We start from the raw sequence: 18,115 nt of genomic DNA, 5'->3' as shown, positions 1-18,115 counted from the left end.
AGCGGCTGACGCCGCATTGTTCGCGCTTCCGGGGGCCGTGCCGGGCGGTGAGCGTCGCAGGTTGCAACGCATTTGCTGAATCTCACCCGCCATCGGCTGCAAAGCTGCCGGCTGCGCCCAGAAATTGGCGATTTTGCTCGGGCGTTATGGCGTGGGGGGCCTTCGCCTGATTCAGGGAGGACCCATGGCATGCGCATTCGACGCGGCCTGACGGTCGCGCTGACCGTGCTCGCAGCGATCGCCGTAGTGATGCAGGTTGACCTCGGCGGCCTGCTGACTGCGATCGAGCGCGGGATCGGGCCCGAGACGATCCTCGCCTTCTTCTGCATCGTGCTGAACTTCTACCTGTCGTTCGTGCGCTTCTGCTACTCGTTCAGGGCGCTCGGGCTGAGGGTGCCGGTCTGGCAGGCGGCGCGTGCCTTCATGCTCGGGCATCTGGGCAACCAGCTCATCTTCAGCGTGGTGGGCCAGGCGGTGGGCAGGTCCGCGGTCCTCGCCGAAGCGGGCGTCTCTCCCTCGGCAATCACCTTCCTCAGCTTCCTCGAGCGCATGATCGCGCTCGGATCGCTGCTTCTCTTCGCGCTCGCCGGCGGGGCCTACACGCTTGGGCGAATCGTGTTCGATGTCGAAGGCGGCGGGGGCTATTTCGCCTATTTCATCCTGTCGCTGATCGCAGTCGTGCTGCTCTACGGGCTTGCCAACATGCGCCAGCTGAAGCGGCTCCTCGCGCAGCTGTCGGGGCAGCTCGTGTGGTCGGTGCTCGCAGGCTGCTTCTTTCTGTCCATTCTCGCGCACTGCGCCATGCTCGGCGCCTTCTACGCCCAGTTCTCGGCCTACGGGGAGCCGGTGCCGACCGTTGCGGCGCTCGCCGCGCTGGCGGTGGTCATGTTCCTCGCCGCCCTGCCCATCAGCTTTGCCGGCTGGGGCATCCGCGAGTTGAGCGCTGCCCACGTGCTCGGCGCACTCGGTGTGCCGGCGGCGATAGGGGCAGCTGTCGGGGTCGCCATCGGTCTATTGTCGCTCGTTCTCGTCATCGGTTGCCTCGTGGCCGTACCTTTCATGACGATCCGGCCGGGGCGGGCGCGGCCCGGCGCGCAGGCCCCGCGGATCATCGCCACGCGCGACGACATCGACCGCCTGTTCGCCGCGCTCGCGGCCTTTCTCCTGCCGCTCAGCGTGATGTTCCAGCTGCGGGTGCCGATGCCGACCCACTGGCTGAACGTGAACCTGGCTGATTTGCTGGCGGTGTCGGCGTCGGCGGTGCTCGCGCTGACCTGGAGCTGGACGCAGCCGATCATCCGCCCCGCGCGATGGGTTGTCCCGCCGATTGTGCTGCTTTCCGCCGCCATTGGCCTGTCCCTCGCCATCGGCTACGTCAACCACGGCTTCCTGTCCTGGGCGTTCGTCAACCGCACAATGGGGTGGTTCGTCATCCTGTCCTATTTCGGGGTCGGCTTCCTGCTGTGGGCGCACAGCGGCCGGGCGCGGCTTCTGCGCGCCGTCCATCTGGTCACGAGCGCCATCGCCATCGTCGCCGCGATGCAGATCGCGCTCTATCTTGTCACGACCTACACGCCTTATGCACCGCCCGGCTTCAATGTGGTGAGGCTCGAGGGCTATCTGGGGGACAGCAACGCCTTCTCCTTCCAGTGCGTGATCGCCTTCACGGCCTTCTTCGCCTTGAGGGCGCTGGCCTCCGTCGGCAGGCCGAAAGCGGGCGTTCACCTCATTCCGGCCGTGCTCGTGGTCGCTGTGGTGTTCGCCCAGTCGCGCACCGGCTGGATCCTGCTGGGCACGGCGACCATTCTCACAAGCGTCTGGATGCCGCCGGTACGGCGGGAGCTGCTTCTCGCCATCCTGGCAGGGCTCGGCTTCATCGCTGCCATTCCCATCGTCGAGGTGCTCGTCAGGATCGTCCTGTCCCTCTTCTTCGCGGGGGGCGGAGGGGGAGGCGCCATGCTGACGACCTTCGCGGGGGATGGAGGGGGAGGCGCCATGCTGACGACCTTCGCGAGGGGCATGGAACGCGCCTATGCCGACAGCGAGCGCTGGGAGACTGTCTGGCGCGGGCTCGAGCTGTGGCGCGAGGCGCCGTTGTTCGGCCATGGGCTCGGGGGCTTCATCCACGACCGTCTCGTGCAGGGCAAGACCAGCCAGGTCATTCACAACGTTCCCGTCTGGGTACTGGCGGAGATGGGGCTCGTCGGCTTGTCGATGTTCGCCGCAGCCCTGCTGCTCTTCGTGCGTGGCCTTCTCGGGCAGCGCGGCAGGCCTGACACGGCCGTGCCTGCCAATGCGGCGCTCATCTGCCTCACCGTCTTCTGCCTCGGCGGGATGTCGCAGGATTTCTTCTACCAGCGCATCTTCTGGTTCGTGCTGGGACTGCTGGTGCCGCTGGCCTGCAGCGGCCTGCCGGGCCGGCAGGCATCCGCGCCGCGAATGTCCGAATCGTCCTCCGGTTGAGATCCCGCTGCACGCTTGGCACAGACTGCCCCTCTATGTAGTCTGGTTGCGAATGGATTGCGCTGTCCTGCCGGTGGCATGCAGCGCCTGACCGGGATTTCGACCGTGACGGTCATCGACGACCTCGGCGCCCTTGAAGGGGCATCGCCGGTTCCGCCTCTCGAAACGCGCCACACGCGGGGGGCGGAGGCGCTGCGCGAGGGGGCCGGCTCGCACGGGCGGCCGCACAGACGCGGCCCGCGCCGGCGTTTCCGCAACCGGCCGGGGGGCGCCACGGCCTATGCGGCGCTCGATCTCGGCACCAACAACTGCCGTCTTCTGGTGGCAGAGCCGACGCGCGGCGGCTTTCGCGTGATCGACGCCTTCTCGCGCATCGTGCGTTTGGGAGAGGGGCTCGGCACAGCCAACGTCCTCGGCGAGCCGGCCATCGCCCGTGCCATCGAGGCGCTCAAGATCTGCCGGGCGAAGATGGAGGCGCGCGGCGTTACCCGGGCGCGCCTCGTCGCGACGGAGGCCTGCCGTTCGGCCGTCAACGGGCCGGCATTCATCTCCCGCGTTGCCCGAGAGACGGGGCTGCACCTCGAAGTCGTCGACCGGCGGACGGAAGCCTTCCTCGCCGTGCGCGGCTGCGCCAGCCTGCTCGATCCGAATGCGGACGGCGCCATCGTCTTCGACATCGGTGGGGGGTCTACCGAGATCGCCTGGGTCTCCGGCTTTTCCGGCGGTCTCGACGATGATCCCGGCCGCCACGTGCAGGCGTGGGAATCGCTGCCGACTGGCGTCGTCACCCTGGCCGAGCGCCATGGCGGCATCGATGTGACGCGCGACATCTTCGAGGCCATGGTGGAGGAAGTGTCCGTGCTGCTCGCCGGCTTCGCCGAGCGCGCGCGCGAGGCGAGCCGGGGCCGCCATTTCCATCTGCTCGGCACCTCCGGCACGGTGACGACCATCGCCGGGGTGCACCTCGATCTGCCGCGCTACGACCGGCGCCGTGTCGATGGCCTGTGGATGGCCAACGTCGATGCGACGCGCGTCATCGAGCGGCTCATCGCCGCCGAGTACGGCGAGCGCGCCGCCAACCCCTGCATCGGCCGCGAGCGGGCCGACCTCGTGCTGGCCGGCTGCGCCATTCTCGAGGCCATCCGCCGCGCCTTCCCTTGCGAACGGCTGCGAATCGCCGACAGAGGTTTGCGGGAAGGCATCCTCATGGGCCTGATGGGTGAGGATGGCGTCTGGCAGAAGGGTACGACGCGGTGAGTGATGCGGGTTCCGGCGACAAGTCCGGGCGCGGGGCAGGGGGCGCGAAAGCCGGTGGCGCGAGGCGCGGTGGCAGCGGGCGCGAGGGTCCGCGCGGCCTGAAGGTGCGGGTCAAGACGGCGGGCAAGCGCTCCGTCGCCTCCACGCGCTGGCTGGAGCGCCAGCTCAACGACCCTTACGTGGCCCGCGCCAAGCGCGAGGGGTACCGCTCGCGCGCCGCCTACAAGCTCATCGAGATCGACGACAAGTACAGGCTGTTCAAGCCCGGCCACCGGGTGGTGGATCTCGGGGCGGCCCCCGGCGGCTGGTCGCAGGTCGCAGCGCGCAGGGTGGGCGTCGAGTCCGGGCGCGGGCGGGTGGTCGGCATCGACCTGCTCGATATCGAGCCCATCCCGGGCGTCATCTTCGAGCAGCTCGATTTCCTGAGCCCGGAGGCGCCCGAGCGGCTCGTCACCATGCTCGGTGGGCAGGCCGATGTCGTCATGTCCGACATGGCGGCTAATGCCACGGGCCACAAGAAGACCGACCATCTCAAGATCATGGGCCTGGCCGAGGCCGCCATCGACTTCGCCCGCCAGGTGCTGGCGCCGGGGGGAGCCTTCCTTGCGAAGGTGCTGCAGGGAGGCACGGAAAGCTCCCTGCTCGCCGACCTCAAGCGCGACTTTGCCACCGTCCGTCACGTGAAGCCGGCGGCGAGTCGCGCGGATTCGGCCGAACTCTATGTGCTCGCGACGGGATTCAGAGGCCGCGCGAAGGACCCCGCGCAAGATTCTGAAGAGACTCGCTGATCGGCGCCGGTTGAATCAGTTTCTCAACTGGCTGAATCAGAATGTGAGGAACCTGAATCAGTTTCCTAACTCCGTGTCAGGGCCGATCATGCACGGGTGACCGGGGAGCGTCGCCAATGCTGACGGGCGAAGCCGCTATCAGGCTCGGTGCCTTCCTCGCCGTCTTCGCGGCCATGGCGCTGTGGGAGGCGCTGGCTCCGCGCCGGCACGATGCGGCTGACCGGCCGGTGCGCTGGACGAACAACCTCGCAATTCTCGTCGTCGACGTGCTCGTGGTGCGCCTGGTGGCGCCGGCCTCGGCGGTTGGCATCGCGATCGCTGTCGAGGCGCGGGGCTGGGGGCTCCTGCCGCTTCTCGGCGTGCCGCCCTGGCTCGCCTTCGTCGCGAGCGTGGTGATTCTGGATCTTGTCATCTACGCGCAACATGTTGTTTTTCATCATGTTCCGCTGCTGTGGCGGCTGCACAGGGTGCATCACACCGACACGGTGATCGACGTATCCTCCGGCGGGCGTTTCCATCCGGGGGAGATCCTGCTGTCGCTCGCCATCAAGGGCGTGGCCATCCTCGTCCTCGGCGCCCCGCCGGCGGCGGTGCTCGCCTTCGAGGTGTTGCTCAACGCCACCTCCATGTTCAACCACGCCAACATCCGCATCCCGGCGCGGCTCGAGCCGGTGCTGCGCTGGCTTGTGGTGACGCCGGACATGCACCGCGTGCACCATTCTGCAGTGCGCCGGGAGACGGACAGCAACTTCGGCTTCAACCTGCCCTGGTGGGACAGGCTGTTCGGCACCTACCGGCCCGAGCCGGAGCAGGGCCACGAGGGCATGACGCTCGGGCTCCGCGAGTTCCGCGACCCGTGCGAACGACGGCTGGATCGTCTCGTGACGCAGCCTCTGCGGGACGATGGCCAAGGTTGATCCTGCGGCCCTTGCCCCTTCGCCCGCCCGCCCTTATCGAGGCTGGGACAGGCGACGGGAGGAGCGCATGAACCTGCTTTTTGACCTCGACGGCACCATCACCGACCCGAAGCCGGGCATCACGGGCGCGGTGCGCTATGCGCTCGCAACGCTTGGCCGGCCCGCGCCGGAGGAGGACGACCTGGCCTGGGTCATCGGTCCGCCGCTGCGCGAAACCTTCCGCACGCTGCTCGGCGAGGCGCTGGTGGAGCGGGCGATCGAGCTCTACCGCGAGCAGTACGGCGCAACCGGCTACAAGGATGCCATCGTCATCCCCGGCATGCCGGAGACGCTCGACAGGCTCGCCGCGGACGGCTACCGCCTTTTCGTCGCGACCTCCAAGCCGCACTTCTATGCGCGGCGCGTGCTCGCCCACTTCGGCCTCGCCGACCGCTTCGTCACCATTCACGGCGCGGAGCTGGACGGCACGCACGACAACAAGGGCGAGCTCATCGCCCATATCCTCGCCACCGAGGGGCTAGCGCCGGCCGGGACGCTGATGATCGGCGACCGCAAGCACGACGTCCTCGGCGCTGCGCGCAACGGCGTACCGTGCATCGGCGTGGCCTGGGGCTACGGCAGCCATGGCGAGCTGGCCGAGGCCGGCGCCCGCCACATCTGCGCGGTGCCCGCGGAGCTGCCGCAGGTCGTCAGCAGCCTCCTGGCAGCCGCCTGACCCTTGCACCCTTCAGTGGCCCGGCATGTTGTCCTGCACGGCCTCGGCCGTGATCTGCCGGGACGTGCGCGCGTGGCCGGAGACCTCGGCGCCTGCGTCCGGCGCCAGCCGCAGCCAGAAGGCGAGGGACGACAGCGAGATGAGGGCGACGACGACGAAGGCGGGCCCGAAGTCGCCGGCAGTCAGGCCGTCCGTTCCGCGCACGTAGCCTGTCGCCTCCAGCGCCAGCGCCCCTACGGCGACGCCCATGGAAAGGGAGATCTGCTGCGCTACGCTGGCAAAGCTCGTGGCGAGGCTCATGTCGCGGCTCGTCACGTCCGCGTAACCCACGGCGTTGATGCTGGTGAACTGCAGCGAGCGGAAGAAGCCGCCGATGAGTAGCACCGTGATGATGACGACGTGCGGCGTCTCGGGCGTGAACAGGCCCGTCGCAGCGAGGAACGCACAGGCGAGCACGCAGTTGACGACGAGCGTGCGGCGGAAGCCGAACATGCGCAGGATGCGCGCCGCGATCGTCTTCATGAAAAGGGCGCCCGCCGCCGCCGCGAAGGTCAGGAGACCCGACTGCAGGGCATTGAGGCCGAAGCCGAGCTGCAGCATCAGCGGCAGCAGGAAGGGCACCGCCCCGACGCCGATGCGGAACAGCCCGCCGCCGGCGACACTGGCCCGGAAAGTCGGGATGCGCAGCAGCGCCAGGTCGAGCACCGGGTGCTCCGCACGCCTGGCGTGGCGCCAGTAGAAATAGAGCATCACCGTGCCGGCGAGGACGAGGAGCACCGACACCTCCTCCGAGACGAGGTGGCGCCCGCCGGTGGCGAAGCCCATCATCAGCGCCGAAAGCCCCACGGCCGTCATGGCGAAGCCCGGCAGGTCGAGCGGCGGCACGTCCTGCTCCCGCACGTTCTCGATGAAGACGCTGGCGAGGACGATGCCGACGAGGCCGATGGGGATGTTGATGAAGAAGATCCAGCGCCAGTCGAAGAAGGTGGAGATCAAGCCGCCGAGCGGCGGCCCGACGACCGGGCCGACCATGGCCGGAATGGTGAGATAGGCCAGCGCCTGCACCATCTGAGCCTTGGGCACCGTGCGCAGGATGACGAGCCGGCCGACCGGCACCATCATGGCCCCTCCCATGCCCTGGACGAAGCGGGCGACGACGAACCACTCGAGCGAATGGGCGAGGGCGCAGAGCAGCGAGCCGCCCATGAACACGCCGATGGCGGCGCGGAAGATGGTGCGCGCGCCGAAGCGGTCCGCCATCCAGCCGCTGACGGGAATGAAGACGGCGAGGCTGACGAGATAGGAGGTGAGGGCGAGCTTGAGCGCGATGGGGTCGACGGCGAGATCCTGGGCGATCACCGGCAGGCTCGTCGACAGCACAGTCGAGTCCATGTTCTCCATGAACAGGGCGCAGGCGACGATCAGGGGAACGAGGACGTTGCGTGACACGGCTGGCCCCATCGGGCGCGGAGGAGCGGACCCACGGCCCACGGCGGTGGGCGTTTCTCTTAGCACACCCCCCGGACGGCGCTAGCGCGGGCAGGGTGCAGGTCGCCCATCACCTATGCGCCCATTGCAGGCGGGGGAGGGTGCCGCTCTCTCAACGCCTGCGCCAGCGGCATGCATCGGGCGGTTGTTCATGCCAATCCGTGCAGCCGGCGGGTGCCGGGGGCGGGACAAGGGGCAGATTTCTCGTGCGGCGCCGCAATATGACACTCGACGGGCCGGCCACATGCATGTTACAGGCCGCTGCCAACTCAACGATGCAGCCCGGGCCCGATGAGTCCCTGAGCGGGCTGCCGAAACGGCCATGAAAGGGTTGGCGATGCCGGTCATCCGCGACGGTTCCTTCCGCGAAGCGCTCACTTTCGATGACGTCCTGCTGCAGCCGGGACATTCTGACGTCCTGCCCAGCCAGGTCGCCATCGGCACGCGGCTGACGCGCACCATCTCCCTCAACCTGCCCATCCTTGCCTCGGCGATGGACACCGTCACCGAGGCCCGCATGGCCATCGCCATGGCGCAGAACGGCGGCATGGGCGTCATCCACCGCAACCTCACTCCCGAGCAGCAGGCGGACGAGGTGCGTCTCGTCAAGAAGTTCGAGTCCGGCATGGTGGTGAACCCGGTCACCATCCATCCCGATGCGACCCTGGCCGAGGCGCTGGCGCTGATGAAGAATCACGGCATCTCCGGCATTCCGGTTGTCGAGCGCGGGCCGGGCGGCCACAACGGCAAGCTCGTCGGCATCCTCACCAACCGCGACGTGCGCTTTGCCGACAATCCGAACCAGAAGGTCTCGGAGCTGATGACCAAAGACCGGCTGATCACGGTCCGCGAGGGTGTGAGCCAGGACGAGGCCCGCCGTCTGCTCCACCAGTTCCGCATCGAGAAGCTGCTCGTCGTCGACGACCACTACCGGTGCATCGGCCTCATCACCGTCAAGGACATGGAGAAGCAGGTCGCCTACCCGAATGCGGCCAAGGACGACCAGGGCCGCCTGCGCGTCGCCGCCGCGACGACCACGGGTGAGGAAGGCTTCCTGCGCGCCGAGATGCTTATCGACGCCGGTGTGGACGTCATCGTCGTCGACACGGCGCACGGCCATTCCCAGAAGGTGCTCGACGCCGTCACCCGCGTAAAGAAGCTCTCCAACGCGGTGCAGGTGGTCGCTGGCAATGTCGCGACCGCCGAGGGCACGCGGGCGCTGATCGACGCCGGCGCCGATGCCGTCAAGGTGGGCATCGGCCCGGGTTCCATCTGCACGACGCGCATCGTGGCTGGCGTCGGCGTTCCCCAGCTCACCGCCATCATGGATGCGGCCGATGTCGCCGCGCAGCACGACATTCCCGTCATCGCCGACGGCGGCATCAAGGCCTCGGGCGATCTCGCCAAGGCGCTTGCCGCCGGGGCCGAGTGCGTCATGGTGGGCTCGCTGCTGGCCGGCACCGACGAGACGCCCGGTGAGGTTTTCCTCTGGCAGGGCCGCTCCTACAAGGCCTATCGCGGCATGGGCTCCGTCGGCGCCATGGCGCGCGGCTCGGCCGACCGCTACTTCCAGCAGGACATCAAGGACACGCTGAAGCTGGTGCCCGAGGGCGTCGAGGGGCAGGTGCCCTACAAGGGCCCGGTCTCGAGCGTGTTGCACCAGCTCTCCGGCGGGCTGCGGGCTGCCATGGGCTATGTCGGCGCGCGCGACCTCGCCGAGTTCCGCCAGAAGGCAACCTTCGTGCGCATCACAGGCGCCGGCCTGCGCGAGAGCCACGTCCACGACGTCACCATCACGCGCGAGAGCCCCAACTACTCGACGCGCGCCTGACCGGCAGGGGGCAGGACCGTGCTGGACGATCCGCGCCGCCACATCACGGCCGTCGGCGGGCTCGGCGTGCTCTTCGTCATGGCGACGGAGCAGGAGTATGGCGCGCACCTTCGGCAGAAGATCGACCCGCTGATCACCGGCGTCGGCCCCGTCGAGGCCGCCGCCTCCGTGGCCGCGGCGCTCGCCACGCTCGCCCACCGTGGGCGGTTGCCGGACCTCGTCTTCACCCTCGGCTCGGCTGGCTCGCGCACGCTGGAGCATGCCGCGGTCTACCAGGTGGCGAGCGTCTCCTACCGCGACATGGACGCCTCCCCCCTCGGCTTCGAGAAGGGGCGTACGCCCATGCTTGACGAGCCGGCGGTGATCCCCATTCCGCACCGCATCCCCGGCATTCCCGCGGCCAGCGTCTCCACCGGCGCCAACATCGTCACGGGCGCGGCCTATGACGCCATCGCGGCGGACATGGTGGAGATGGAGACCTTTGCCGTGCTGCGCGCCGCCAGGCGCTTCGGCCTGCCCATCGTCGGCCTGCGCGGCATCAGCGATGGCCGCTCCGAACTAACGAAGTTCGAGGACTGGACGGAATACCTCCACATTATCGACGAACGGCTGGCGGCGGCGCTCGACACCTTCGCCGCCGCCGTGCGCGACGGCTCGTTCACGCTCGACAGGAAGGCGCCATGACGCCTGCAGCACGCATCGCGGCAGCCATTGAGGTGCTGTCCGACATCCAGACGCGCCGCCGCCCCGCCCCCGACGCACTGAAGGACTGGGGGCTTGCGCGCCGCTTCGCCGGCTCGAAAGACCGGGCGGCGGTGGCGAGCCTCGTCTACGACGCCCTGCGCTGCCGGGCATCCGCTGCCTTCCTGATGGGCGCGGACACACCCCGCGCCATCGTGCTCGGCATGCTGGTGCGCCTGCGTCGGCTCGACGCCACGGCTCTCGCCGGCCTGTTCTCGGGCGAGCGCCACGCGCCCGCGCCGCTGACAGAGAAGGAGACGCTGCGCCTCGCGAGCCTGCCGTCCCTGGACGACGCGCCGGCACCGGTGGCGGGGGATTTTCCCGAATGGCTGGCGCCCTCGCTCACGGCCGCCTTCGGTGACGCCACCGTTGACGAGATGCAGGCCATGGTGGCCCGCGCACCGCTCGACATCCGCGTCAACACACTGAAGACGCACCGGGAGGCCCTCGCCGAGGAGCTGGCGCACTTTTCTCCACGGCAGACGCCGCATTCCGCCGACGGCCTGCGCTTTGCCGTGGGCGAGGACGGCCGTGGTCCCACGCTGCAGAGCGAGCCCAGCTTTCTCGACGGGCGCTTCGAGATCCAGGACGAGGGCTCGCAGCTCGCCGCGCGCCTCACGCTGGCGCAGGCCGGCGAGCGCATCGTCGACCTCTGCGCCGGTGCCGGCGGCAAGACGCTGGCACTCGCGGCCCTGATGCGCAACGATGGCGCGCTGTTCGCGACAGATGTCGATACGCGCCGCCTCGTGCCGCTGCACGGCCGGCTCGCCCGCAGCGGCGCGACGCTCGTAGAGGTGCGCTCGCCCAAGGGCCGCTACGACCCGGCGCGGCCCGACCCGCTGGCCGACCTCGCCGGTAGCATCGATTGTGTCGTGGTGGACGCGCCCTGCACCGGCTCGGGCACCTGGCGCCGCAATCCCGACGCCAAGTGGCGCCTCAGGCCAGGCGCACTCGCCGAACGCCGGAAGGAGCAGGCCACGGTGCTCGACCGTGCGGCGCGCCTCGTCCGCCCGGGAGGGCGCATCGCCTACATCACCTGCTCCCTCCTGCCGGAGGAGAACGACGGCGCCGTCTCTGCCTTCCTCGCCCGCCACGCGGGCTTTGCCGTCGTGCCGGGAGCCGAAGTGCTCGCCGCCGCCGGCCTCGCGGCCGTGCCGCACCGCTGGACGGATGCCGGCGTGCTGCTGACGCCGCGCACGACGGGCACCGACGGCTTCTTCATCGCCGTGCTGCGGCGGTCCTGATGCCCGTCGTGCGGGACTGCCCCGCCGCACGCACATGTGTTATTCGGGGCCGCGCCCGTTGCGCTGGGCCCCCTGATCCATTAACGCCATGTCCATGACGGCTCCTCACCATACCTCCTCCGCCCCGAGCGCTGATCACGACAAGATCCTGATCATCGATTTCGGCAGTCAGGTCACGCAGCTCATCGCGCGCCGCGTGCGCGAGATCGGCGTCTATTGCGAGATCGCGCCCTTTCAGTCCGCCGCGGAGGCCTTCGCCCGCATGCGGCCGAAGGGGGTCATTTTCTCCGGCGGGCCGGCCTCCGTGCCGGATGAGGGCTCGCCCCGGGCGCCGCAGGAGGTGTTCACGGCGGGCATCCCCCTGCTCGGCATCTGCTATGGCCAGCAGACAATGGCGCACCAGCTCGGCGGACGTGTGGAGGGCGGCCACGCGGCCGAGTTCGGCCGGGCCGATGTCGAGGTCGTCGCCCCCTCGGCCCTGTTCGAGGGCGTCTGGAAGCAGGGGGGCCGCTATCCCGTGTGGATGAGCCATGGCGACCGGGTGACGGAGCTGCCGCCCGGCTTCTCTGTCAAGGCAAGGTCCGAAAACGCCCCCTTCGCCGTCGCCTCCGACGAGGAACGGCGCTTCTATTCGACGATGTTCCACCCCGAGGTGGTGCATACCCCCGACGGTGGCAAGCTGCTGCGCAACTTCGTCGTCAACATCTGCGGTTGCAAGCCGGACTGGACGATGGCCGCCTACCGGGCCGAGGCCATCGAGAAGATCCGCGCCCAGGTCGGTTCCGGCCGGGTCATCTGTGGCCTCTCCGGCGGCGTCGATTCCGCCGTTGCGGCGGTGCTGATCCACGAGGCAATCGGCGACCAGTTGACCTGCGTCTTCGTCGACCACGGCCTGCTGCGCCTCGGCGAGGCCGAGCGCGTGGTGACGCTGTTCCGCGACAGCTACAACATCCCGCTGGTGCACGTGGAGGCCGAGGACCTTTTCCTCAAGGAGCTCGCGGGCGTCACCGACCCGGAGATGAAGCGCAAGACCATCGGCCGCCTGTTCATCGACGTGTTCGAGGCCGAGGCGAAGAAGCTGGGCGGGGCGGACTTTCTCGCCCAGGGCACGCTCTATCCCGACGTCATCGAGAGCGTCTCCTTCACCGGTGGCCCGTCAGTGACCATCAAGAGCCACCACAATGTCGGCGGCCTGCCCGAGCGCATGAACATGAAGCTCGTGGAGCCGCTGCGCGAGCTTTTCAAGGACGAGGTGAGGGCGCTCGGCCGCGAGCTTGGCCTGCCGGAGGCCTTCGTGGGCCGCCATCCGTTCCCGGGGCCGGGCCTCGCCATCCGCTGCCCGGGCGAGATCACGCGCGAGAAGCTCGAGATCCTGCGCCAGGCCGACGCCATCTACCTCGAGGAGATCCGCCGCGCCGGCCTCTACGACGACATCTGGCAGGCCTTCGCCGTGCTCCTGCCGGTGCGCACCGTGGGCGTGATGGGCGACCACCGCACCTACGACTATGTCTGCGCCCTGCGCGCCGTGACCTCTGTCGACGGCATGACGGCCGACTTCTACCCCTTTGACATGGCCTTCCTCGGCCGCGTCGCCACCCGCATCATCAACGAGGTGCGCGGCATCAACCGCGTGACCTACGACGTGACGAGCAAGCCGCCCGGAACGATCGAGTGGGAATGATTCCACGTCCGGCAGCTGCCGGCAGGATCAGGCACCAGACACACCCAAGCCCGCGTCACTGCGGGCTTTTTTGTGCTTTCAACCTGGCACGGACTGGCAGCCTGGGGTATGGCCAAGCACGAATTTTTCATGGCATAGTCGATGGCACGAAACCGGCCCTGTGCCATGCCTCGCCGTCGATGCCATGCGCCTCGTTCCCAGGTGGTCATGGTATCGGAATCATGTAAGTGGTTGCTGTAAAACGAATTTTTGTCGTTCCGCGCGGGGTTTTCCTGGCATGGTATTGATGGCCGGTGAAGTGTGTGCGTCACGATGGCCGTGCCATGGGTACGTCCCCGTAAGCTGTTGACTTGTAAGGGGTTCTCTTTGGTTCAAGCAGGGCGCACGACGCATGGTGTTGCAAGGGAGCGTGTGTGTCATGTTGACCGATACCAAGCTGCGTAACCTCAAGCCGACGGGCAAGCTGTACAAGGTGGCGGACAGGGACGGCCTGTATGTGGCCGTCACCCCCTCAGGAACCATTTCGTTCCGCTACAACTACGCCCTCAACGGGCGCCAGGAGACCATCACCTTCGGCCGGTACGGGCCGGGCGGGATCACGCTGGCCGAGGCCCGGGAACGCCTGGCCGAAGCCAAGAAGATGATCGCCGCGGGGAAGTCTCCGGCCCGGGAGAAAGCCAGGGAGAAGGCCCGTGTGCGCGACGCCGAGACGTTTGGTGCCTGGGCGGAAAAGTGGCTTCGCAGCTACCCGATGGCCGACTCCACCCGCGACATGCGGCGCTCGGTCTATGAGCGCGACCTGAAGGCCAGGTTCGGCAACCTCAAGCTGACCGAGATCACCCACGAAGACCTGCGGGCCCTGACCGACGCCATCGTCGAGCGGGGCGCGCCGGCCACCGCCGTCCATGCGCGCGAGATCGTGTACCAAGTCTATCGGTGGGCCATCGAGCGTGGGCAGAAGGTGGAGAATCCCGCCGAGCTGGTCCGCCCGGCCAGCATCGCGAAGTTCGCGCCGCGCGACCGCGCCCTGACGCCGGAAGAGATCGGCCTCATGTACCAGTACCTGGAGCGCGTCGGCACGTCGCCGTCGATCCGCGCCGCCGTGAAGCTGCTCCTGCTGACGATGGTACGCAAGAGCGAGCTGACCAACGCCAGGTGGAGCGAGATCAACTTCAGCGAGGCCCTGTGGACCATCCCGAAGGAAAGGATGAAGCGGCGCAACCCGCACCTGGTGTTCCTGTCGCGGCAGGCGATGGACCTGCTGGTCGCGCTGAAAACCTTTGCCGGTGGTTCGGAATACGTCCTGCCGTCACGCTATGACCCCAGTGCGCCCATGAGCAGCGCCACGCTCAATCAGGTGCTGACGTTGACCTACCGCTTGGCGCAGAAGGAGGGCAAGCCCCTTGGCAAATTTGGCCCGCACGACTTACGGCGCACCGCCAGCACGCTACTCCACGAAGCCGGCTACAACACCGATTGGATAGAGAAGTGCCTTGCGCACGAGCAGCGGGGCGTGAGGGCTGTCTACAACAAGGCGGAGTACCGGGAGCAACGGGCGGCGATGTTGCAGGACTGGGCGGACATGATAGACGAGTGGACGCTTAAAAAGCCGCAAGTGGGGAAAGACTGCTGATTTCTTTGTCGAACGACGGGCTCTTTATTGGACGCTTCGGTTTGCACGATGCGACTGCGTTGACGGCCGGAGATCAATTCACGCTCGGCCGGGATGCACTTAAGCGGAGCGAACAAGTTAGCGGGCAGAGCGCTTTGGCAAGCTCAGTCGAAATATCTGGGGGATCGAGGCAATGGCCTTCGATACAGCTTGCCGTTCAATACCTAGTCTGCGGGCAATCTCAGACTGGTTGAAGCCAGCTCGCTGAAGCATCAGTATCTGCTTTTTTCGATCCGACAATTTCGAGTCCACCATTAGGCGTGCTCGGTTTCGCAGCTCGGCTTCATCCGCCGGCTGCAACGTCTGTCCGAGCATGTAATGGAGGATGTAGCCGTCGACCAGTTCGTCGCCAGATTTCGCTTGCGGCGCGCCCCGCATTGCGCATTGTCGGGTGAGTCTTTCTAGTTCGAGATCGAACTGCGCCACGGAGCGTTTCGCTTGCCTGTACGCAGGATTCCATGCGCCATTCGCTAACTTGGGCCGGTGGTCCACGCAGTACAGGTTGCTCAGGCGGAGCTGCTCGTCTGCATCGTCCGCTTTGGGCGCGTCGCTTCCTGCGGCGAAGGAAGCCAACTCCGCGAGTTCGCCGCAAAAGCGGCAAAAGCCCTGCAAGCGTTGCCCGTTCAGGCGAGTATTGCGCACCTGCCTTTTCGCGGGACGCTTACGAGCGCAGGCCCAAACCAACTCAATCAAAGATTCAAGTGTCGCGACAAATCGCTGATCTCGCGGGGACTGTTGGTCCTCTGTGAGGACAAACGCTCGAAGCAACTGGCGCTGTAAACGCACCATCGCAGTGAGCCCGACCAGTCGGACAATCTCGCTGAAGGCCACGCCCGTTCCTGCGCCGGGGATGTGGCCGACGTAACGAGACGGAAGCGTTGCTGAGTATGCCGCAACAGCGGGGTCAATGAGTTCTTCGATAAGCCGAGCGATGGGGTAGCGCTTCCCGGACTCGGAGTAGGGCTTCCAGCGATCCTGAAATTGTCCGATGGCCTTTGAAACGGTGGGATCGCACCCGTCCCAGACGGTAATGGTCGGCTGATTTTTCATGTCAACCATTTTAGCCAATCATTAGGTCGATGCAATCTGTATTGCGGGGCACCATCAGGCACGCATTCGAAAGTGACTGATGGAGGTCAAAGCATGCAAGCAAAGACGAGCAGGACTCTCATCAATAAAAAGAAGCTGTTGGCGATGATCCCGCTGTGCGAGCGCACGATTTACAACTTGGAGCAGCGAGGTGAATTCCCGCGCCGCATAGCACTAACTAGCCGGAACGTCGCCTGGGATCTGGCCGACGTGGAGCAATGGATTGAGACGCGCAAGTCGTCGGGCATTCAAGCCGCCCGTCCCGGGATGGGGGCCTGAGAGTCGCTGATCCGTGTTCATCGCACCGAACGAGAGCCGGGTCGAGCGCATGGATCACGAGGCCGCCACACGCCTCGCGCCTGACCGTCGCCGGCAAGGCGGTTTCTTCGTAGCCGACATCATCGATGCCTCGCTCAAAGACGACACGGCCAGCATGGAGCATCCACTGTTCGCGCTTCGCGCCGGTGACAAGCGCGTGCGCGTCTATGAGCGTAACGGCCATAGAGTTACGGTGCTGCCCGGTGCAACTGGCTGCGCGACCATCCACGACAAGGATTTGTGGATCTACTGCATTAGCCAATTGGTCGAAGCCGCCAACCGAGGCCGGGAAATTACGCCCACGGTCCGCTTTACCGCATTCGACTTCCTGACTGTTACCAACCGTGGCACCAGCGGCCGCGCCTACGAGCGCTTGGCGGACATGTTGCGACGCCTGAAAGGTACCGTTATCGAAACCAACATCGAGACGAACGGGCAGCGTGAGCGGCGGGGTTTCGGCTTGATCGACAGTTGGCGAGTGGTCGAGAAGTCGCTCGACAATGACCGTATGGTGGCCGTCGAAGTGGACTTGCCGCGCTGGCTGTTCCGTTCGGTCGAGGCCAAGCGGGTGTTGACCTTATCCCGCTCCTATTTTCGGCTGCGCAAGCCGTTGGATCGGCGCATCTATGAGTTGGCCCGCAAGCACTGCGGCGAGCAACCGAGATGGCGGGTATCGTTAGCCGTCCTGCACCAAAAGAGCGGCAGCACCGCTGCGCTTCGGCGCTTCCGTTTCGACCTGAAGGCGCTGGCCGAGTCCGGCGATCTGCCGGACTATCTGATGGCCTTCGATGCCGACCGGGACATGGTGACGTTCTACGCCAACGGCCCCAAGGGTAAGTTGGCCGAGGTACGAGACATGCTCGCCGGGCGGCCCCATGCGTCCGTGCAAGCCCATGAGAAGGCCTACGTCCGCAAAGCCCGGAAGCGGCCCCAAGGGGCGTAAACGCCCGTGCTGCGCCATAGCCTTTGTGGGCTGCATCCTGTGGATAAATAGGCCTTCCCTGTGAATCACATCGTGCTTTCAGGAACGCTCGCTTGTGGATCAAATCGTGCTTTTAGGAACGCCCGACTTCGTGCTTTTAGGAACGCAATCCACCTGCAAAGCCTTAGAGCGTAAGGCCTTTAGAAACCGTAACGCGCGCGCGAGATTTAACATTTATCTTTCTTTTAACGCCAACCAAGCTCGCCCTGACCCTGATTTCTCATAAAGCTTCGCGCCTAGCAGGCTACGGCTTTCGGTCTGTCGTAGGTGTCCGCTTTCTGTCCGCCTTTCTATTCTGTCCGCAAACTCGTCGCAAACGGCTCCAAACTGGACACATTACGAATGTCCGCCAAATGGTCGTTTGACGGACAAACTGAAAATGGCACCAAAGGGGGATGGGAGCTTTCCACGTGTAATCGCAAACGCCCAGGATGGCGCTGGCAAGCCGTGGAGCGGTTTTCGTGGGAGGTAAGGTGGGGAGGTTAGGCCAGAGCCTCAAAATCGCTCTGTGGCCCGGAAATCGCGTCTGAGTGGTGGCCCCGCGATCCGAACGCGGGGCCGAACCCGTTACCTGTAGAGGTCGTGGCGGGCGGGATCGGTTTCCCGCTGCACCCGGACAATCATCATGTCGATGGTTTCGCGCTGTTGCCTCGATCCGTAAAGCGGAAGGCTCTGGATGGTGCGCAGCGCGTGCAGGGAATGGAGCGCGCCCAGCCGCGACATGCGGCTATGCTAACCGGCGAGGGTATCGAGCGTCGGCCCGTGTCCTCGAGCGCGCAGGCGAGGCTGTATCCAGCGGCCGATTCCATAGAACGCCAGTACAACGGCGGTGCTGTGGCCTGACCCCATAGGGTGGTCCGGTTTCAATCTTAGTTCATGATCGGCCTTGGGGCTATTGCCTGGGCAGATGACGGTGCTGCTCCGCTTGC

At 66.6% G+C, this 18,115-nt stretch carries 15 protein-coding genes; 12 read left to right on the top strand and 3 right to left on the bottom strand.

Annotation, left to right across the window (positions count from 1 at the left end; genetic code table 11):
* The first annotated feature begins 189 nt into the window (after positions 1–189).
* The 5 genes from HNQ73_RS08820 (at position 190) to HNQ73_RS08800 (ending at position 6,140) form a co-directional block, all read left to right on the top strand.
* Positions 190–2,463, top strand: coding sequence for a lysylphosphatidylglycerol synthase transmembrane domain-containing protein (locus tag HNQ73_RS08820; protein ID WP_183334386.1), 2,274 nt, complete (start codon positions 190–192; stop codon positions 2,461–2,463).
* A gap of 114 nt (positions 2,464–2,577) precedes the next feature.
* Complete coding sequence (locus HNQ73_RS08815; protein WP_373284901.1) at positions 2,578–3,720, top strand: Ppx/GppA phosphatase family protein; 1,143 nt, start codon at positions 2,578–2,580, stop codon at positions 3,718–3,720.
* Between the two features lie 98 nt (positions 3,721–3,818).
* The gene (locus tag HNQ73_RS08810; RefSeq protein WP_183334935.1) at positions 3,819–4,508 is read left to right on the top strand and encodes an RlmE family RNA methyltransferase; all 690 of its coding nucleotides are present in this window, start codon (positions 3,819–3,821) and stop codon (positions 4,506–4,508) included.
* A gap of 116 nt (positions 4,509–4,624) precedes the next feature.
* The gene (locus tag HNQ73_RS08805; RefSeq protein ID WP_183334382.1) at positions 4,625–5,425 is read left to right on the top strand and encodes a sterol desaturase family protein; all 801 of its coding nucleotides are present in this window, start codon (positions 4,625–4,627) and stop codon (positions 5,423–5,425) included.
* A 67-nt stretch (positions 5,426–5,492) separates the two neighbouring features.
* The gene (locus tag HNQ73_RS08800) at positions 5,493–6,140 is read left to right on the top strand and encodes an HAD-IA family hydrolase (protein WP_183334380.1); all 648 of its coding nucleotides are present in this window, start codon (positions 5,493–5,495) and stop codon (positions 6,138–6,140) included.
* 12 nt (positions 6,141–6,152) lie between these two features.
* On the opposite strand, the gene HNQ73_RS08795 is transcribed toward HNQ73_RS08800, so the two are convergent.
* Positions 6,153–7,601 carry a DHA2 family efflux MFS transporter permease subunit gene (locus HNQ73_RS08795; RefSeq protein WP_183334378.1) on the bottom strand — a complete coding sequence of 483 codons (1,449 nt, stop codon included), beginning with the start codon at positions 7,599–7,601 and terminating at the stop codon, positions 6,153–6,155.
* Positions 7,602–7,965: 364 nt separating this feature from the next.
* Between HNQ73_RS08795 and guaB the strand changes: the two genes are divergently transcribed.
* From guaB to HNQ73_RS08770, 5 genes are all read left to right on the top strand, one after another.
* Positions 7,966–9,459: an IMP dehydrogenase gene (gene guaB, locus HNQ73_RS08790; RefSeq protein WP_183334934.1), complete on the top strand. Its 1,494-nt coding sequence runs from the start codon at positions 7,966–7,968 to the stop codon at positions 9,457–9,459.
* Positions 9,460–9,477: 18 nt separating this feature from the next.
* Positions 9,478–10,143 (top strand): 5'-methylthioadenosine/S-adenosylhomocysteine nucleosidase, encoded by a 666-nt coding sequence (locus HNQ73_RS08785; protein WP_183334376.1) that lies wholly within the window; start codon positions 9,478–9,480, stop codon positions 10,141–10,143.
* Positions 10,140–11,444 (top strand): RsmB/NOP family class I SAM-dependent RNA methyltransferase, encoded by a 1,305-nt coding sequence (locus tag HNQ73_RS08780; protein WP_183334374.1) that lies wholly within the window; start codon positions 10,140–10,142, stop codon positions 11,442–11,444. The genes HNQ73_RS08785 and HNQ73_RS08780 overlap by 4 nt, the downstream gene beginning before the upstream one ends.
* A 94-nt stretch (positions 11,445–11,538) precedes the next feature.
* Entirely contained in the window at positions 11,539–13,125 is a 1,587-nt protein-coding gene (gene guaA / locus HNQ73_RS08775) for a glutamine-hydrolyzing GMP synthase (RefSeq protein ID WP_183334933.1), read from the top strand.
* Positions 13,126–13,543: 418 nt separating this feature from the next.
* Positions 13,544–14,758 (top strand): tyrosine-type recombinase/integrase, encoded by a 1,215-nt coding sequence (locus HNQ73_RS08770; RefSeq protein WP_183334372.1) that lies wholly within the window; start codon positions 13,544–13,546, stop codon positions 14,756–14,758.
* A gap of 117 nt (positions 14,759–14,875) precedes the next feature.
* On the opposite strand, the gene HNQ73_RS08765 is transcribed toward HNQ73_RS08770, so the two are convergent.
* The gene (locus HNQ73_RS08765; protein WP_069220142.1) at positions 14,876–15,856 is read right to left on the bottom strand and encodes a helix-turn-helix domain-containing protein; all 981 of its coding nucleotides are present in this window, start codon (positions 15,854–15,856) and stop codon (positions 14,876–14,878) included.
* Positions 15,857–15,940: 84 nt separating this feature from the next.
* Here HNQ73_RS08765 and HNQ73_RS08760 point away from each other — a divergent pair, with 84 nt between their 5' ends.
* Together HNQ73_RS08760 and HNQ73_RS08755 are read left to right on the top strand one after the other, a co-directional pair.
* Positions 15,941–16,165, top strand: a complete 225-nt coding sequence (locus HNQ73_RS08760; protein ID WP_105762698.1) for a helix-turn-helix transcriptional regulator — start codon at positions 15,941–15,943, stop codon at positions 16,163–16,165.
* Between the two features lie 13 nt (positions 16,166–16,178).
* The gene (locus HNQ73_RS08755) at positions 16,179–17,147 is read left to right on the top strand and encodes a replication initiator protein A (protein ID WP_210305089.1); all 969 of its coding nucleotides are present in this window, start codon (positions 16,179–16,181) and stop codon (positions 17,145–17,147) included.
* A gap of 606 nt (positions 17,148–17,753) precedes the next feature.
* Here the strand turns inward: HNQ73_RS08755 and HNQ73_RS08750 are convergent.
* Positions 17,754–17,909, bottom strand: a complete 156-nt coding sequence (locus HNQ73_RS08750) for a hypothetical protein (protein WP_183334370.1) — start codon at positions 17,907–17,909, stop codon at positions 17,754–17,756.
* Positions 17,910–18,115 lie beyond the last annotated feature (206 nt).

It is taken from the genome of Chelatococcus composti (genome assembly GCF_014201415.1).
In the GTDB taxonomy this organism is placed as follows: domain Bacteria; phylum Pseudomonadota; class Alphaproteobacteria; order Rhizobiales; family Beijerinckiaceae; genus Chelatococcus_A; species Chelatococcus_A composti.
Note: the sequence above shows the minus strand (reverse complement) of the source record. Positions and strands in the feature narration are given on the sequence as shown.